Source organism: Tunicatimonas sp., assembly GCF_049647865.1.
GTDB lineage: Bacteria > Bacteroidota > Bacteroidia > Cytophagales > Cyclobacteriaceae > Tunicatimonas.
Genome location: NZ_JBARYM010000562.1, coordinates 1 through 2,800, shown reverse-complemented (window position 1 = coordinate 2,800; position 2,800 = coordinate 1). Strand labels below are relative to the sequence as shown.

2 protein-coding genes and 1 pseudogene are annotated in these 2,800 nt (G+C 45.4%); 2 read left to right on the top strand and 1 reads right to left on the bottom strand.

The features are described from left to right. Nucleotides 1–438, bottom strand: a pseudogene (locus tag WBA23_RS16630) (phosphopeptide-binding protein); the annotation flags it as partial. Between the two features lie 97 nt (nucleotides 439–535). On the opposite strand from WBA23_RS16630, the gene WBA23_RS16625 reads away from it, so the two are divergent. Together WBA23_RS16625 and chrA are read left to right on the top strand one after the other, a co-directional pair. Further along, nucleotides 536–1,507, top strand: a complete 972-nt coding sequence (locus WBA23_RS16625; protein ID WP_424583410.1) for an isopenicillin N synthase family dioxygenase — start codon at nucleotides 536–538, stop codon at nucleotides 1,505–1,507. 10 nt (nucleotides 1,508–1,517) lie between these two features. Then, entirely contained in the window at nucleotides 1,518–2,744 is a 1,227-nt protein-coding gene (chrA, locus tag WBA23_RS16620; protein ID WP_424583409.1) for a chromate efflux transporter, read from the top strand. The last annotated feature ends 56 nt before the right edge of the window (nucleotides 2,745–2,800 follow it).

The following is a 2,800-nucleotide window of genomic DNA, read 5'->3' as shown; positions in this document are numbered from 1 at the left end:
CTCGTGGTAGGAGCGAGACAAAAACGAGATTGCTACGTAATGGCCGTCATCCAGCGCTAGTTTAAACCCTTCGGGTTGGTAGATCGCGTAATAAGGATTATTGTTCAAGATCAAGTGAACATGCTGCCCTTTGGCCGAAGCCGCTAATGGCTTTTGATCCGCATCAGGAGTCGGAACCCCCAACTCGTAGTTGGTTACACCGTAGGTAAACTCTACTGAGTCACCACTGGGTAATGTTGACCCATCAGTAGGACCCGTTGCTTCCAGCATTGCATCAGCGTATTCAGGTGAATCCGGAGCGGGCGAAATGCTTAATTTGGGCGTAGGCTCTTCCATTGGTTCGGTAGCGGTTTCCTGAGTGGATTCGCCCGAAGGACCACAAGCATAAAATAAGGCAGCAGTAAGAATTGCTATTATTGTAAGAAATTGTCTCTTCATGGTTCAGTAGGTTTGTGTTAAGTTTGATATAACGTGAAGTTATCGCAAAATTTGTGTTAATTAATTTTTTAACTCGGTTTACCTAAATAAGTTATTTATGGCTGATTTGTTTAATGATATTCCCAGCTTAGACCTTCATCAATTTACGCAAGGCACTTCTCACGAGCGACAACAATTTGTTTCAGCCCTCGGGGCTGCTTTCAATCAGATTGGATTTGTAGCTATTAAGAACCACGGTCTGACCGATGATCTAACCGAAAAACTGTATACAGTAGTTAAGGAATTTTTTGCTCTACCGGAAGAGGTAAAGCGACAGTACGACCGCCCCGAGTTACACGGGCAGCGGGGTTACACCAGTAAGGGGAAAGAGCACGCTAAGGGGCGCACTACCGCCGATCTCAAGGAATTCTACCAAATTGGGCAGTTCGTAGACGATGATGACCCAATTAAGGAGAACTACCCGGATAACATTTGGCCAGAGGATAAACTGCCGCAGATGCACCCTGTTGCCAAAGAAGCCTACCAAACCTTAGAATCTGCCGGACAGCAACTGCTTCGAGCCATTGCGCTATATTTGGGTTTAGAAGAAAACTACTTTGGTCGGCACTTGCACAATGGCAATAGTATTCTACGGGCTATTCATTATTATCCTATTAAGAACCCAGATGAAGTACCCGATGATGCGGTACGAGCGGCTGAGCACGGCGATATTAATTTAATCACTTTACTGATGGGTGCTAGTGCGGAAGGACTGCAAGTGCTGCGGCGCGATGGGGCCTGGATACCTATTACTGCCCTACCTGATCAGATTATTGTTAACGTAGGTGATATGTTGGCTCGTCTGACAAACGACACGCTGAAATCTACCGTTCATCGGGTAGTAAATCCACCCCGTGAATTACTGGGCACTCCCCGGTACTCTATACCCTTTTTTATGCACCCTCGAGCCGATATGGATTTAACCTGTCTGGATTCTTGTATAAGCGAAGATCAGCCTAAGCAGTACGAAGATATGACTGCTGGCGAGTTTTTAGAAGAGCGCCTACGCGAAATTGGGTTAAAGCAATAGCTTTATTAATTTGAACCAGCACCGCCACCGGCCCTGGTACTCCCAAGGAGTAGTAATCACATCCATCCGCCGGGTGCGGTACTTCATATTCTTACGCGATGTTTTCATTTTTACCATCAGTGCCTTCGGCGGCCCGCAGGCGCATTTAACGTTGCTACTTAAGCTAATGGTAGAAAAGCGTCGCTACCTGAGCGAGAAGGATTTGATGGAGTTACACGCCCTTTGTCAGATTCTACCGGGCCCGTCTTCTACCCAAACCATCACGGCTATTGGCTACCGTATTGGTGGTCCCAAGTTAGCTTTTCTCACTTTGTTAGTATGGATGCTCCCAGCAGTTTCGCTGATGACTACTGCGGCTATTCTTCTTTCAAATATTCAGGAAAGAGAACTTTCATTAGATTTCACGCGCTTTATCCTGCCCATAGCAGTAGGCTTCGTATTCTATGCGGCCTATACGCTTAGTGTAAAAGTAGTAGATACTCGTTCGGGCATTATCATTATGATAGTTGCCACCATTATATCTTTTCTCATTCGTAAACCTTTTATATATCCGTTGTTATTGTTGTTAGCTGGAGTGGCTACCGCGATTAAGTATCGCCACCTTCCCCGCGAAGAAAAAGGAAAGCTGTCGGTAAAGTGGGGCAATTTAACGCTGTGGATTTCTATCCTGATTGTAGCGGCCATTACTGCCGGAATTACCCAAGCCGTTCCAGTGCGAATTTTTGAAAACTTCTACCGCAACGGTAGCCTGATTTTTGGCGGCGGGCAAGTTCTTATTCCGCTTCTGTATACTGAATTTGTTAATTTCAAAGAGTACTTAACATCGGAAGAGTTTCTGACGGGCTACGCGATAGTACAGGCTATTCCGGGGCCAGTTTTTTCGTTTAGCGCGTTTATCGGCTCGCTGGCAATGCGGGAATATGGTATAGGTGGGGAAATAGTCGGCGCTTTGGCCGCCTCGCTGGGTATATTTTTGCCAGGTACTTTTCTTATTTTTTTTATGCTTCGCTTTTGGGATGCATTAAAAAAATACCGAGTTATTAAAGCTTCGGTAGAAGGTATTGTAGCCGCTAGTGCCGGTATGGTGATTGCCGCGGCGCTACTATTGTTAGAACCTTTAACGTTGTCTTATTTGAATATCAGCTTAATCATTGCAACTGCTTTACTGCTGCAATTCACTAAAGTTCCGGCTCCGGTTATTATTTTGGCAGGGTTAGTAGTGGGAATTCTACTTTAGTACGCATTTTCCTGATCACGCACTAACGACCAAAGAGTAAGAAAGATGATCTTAAT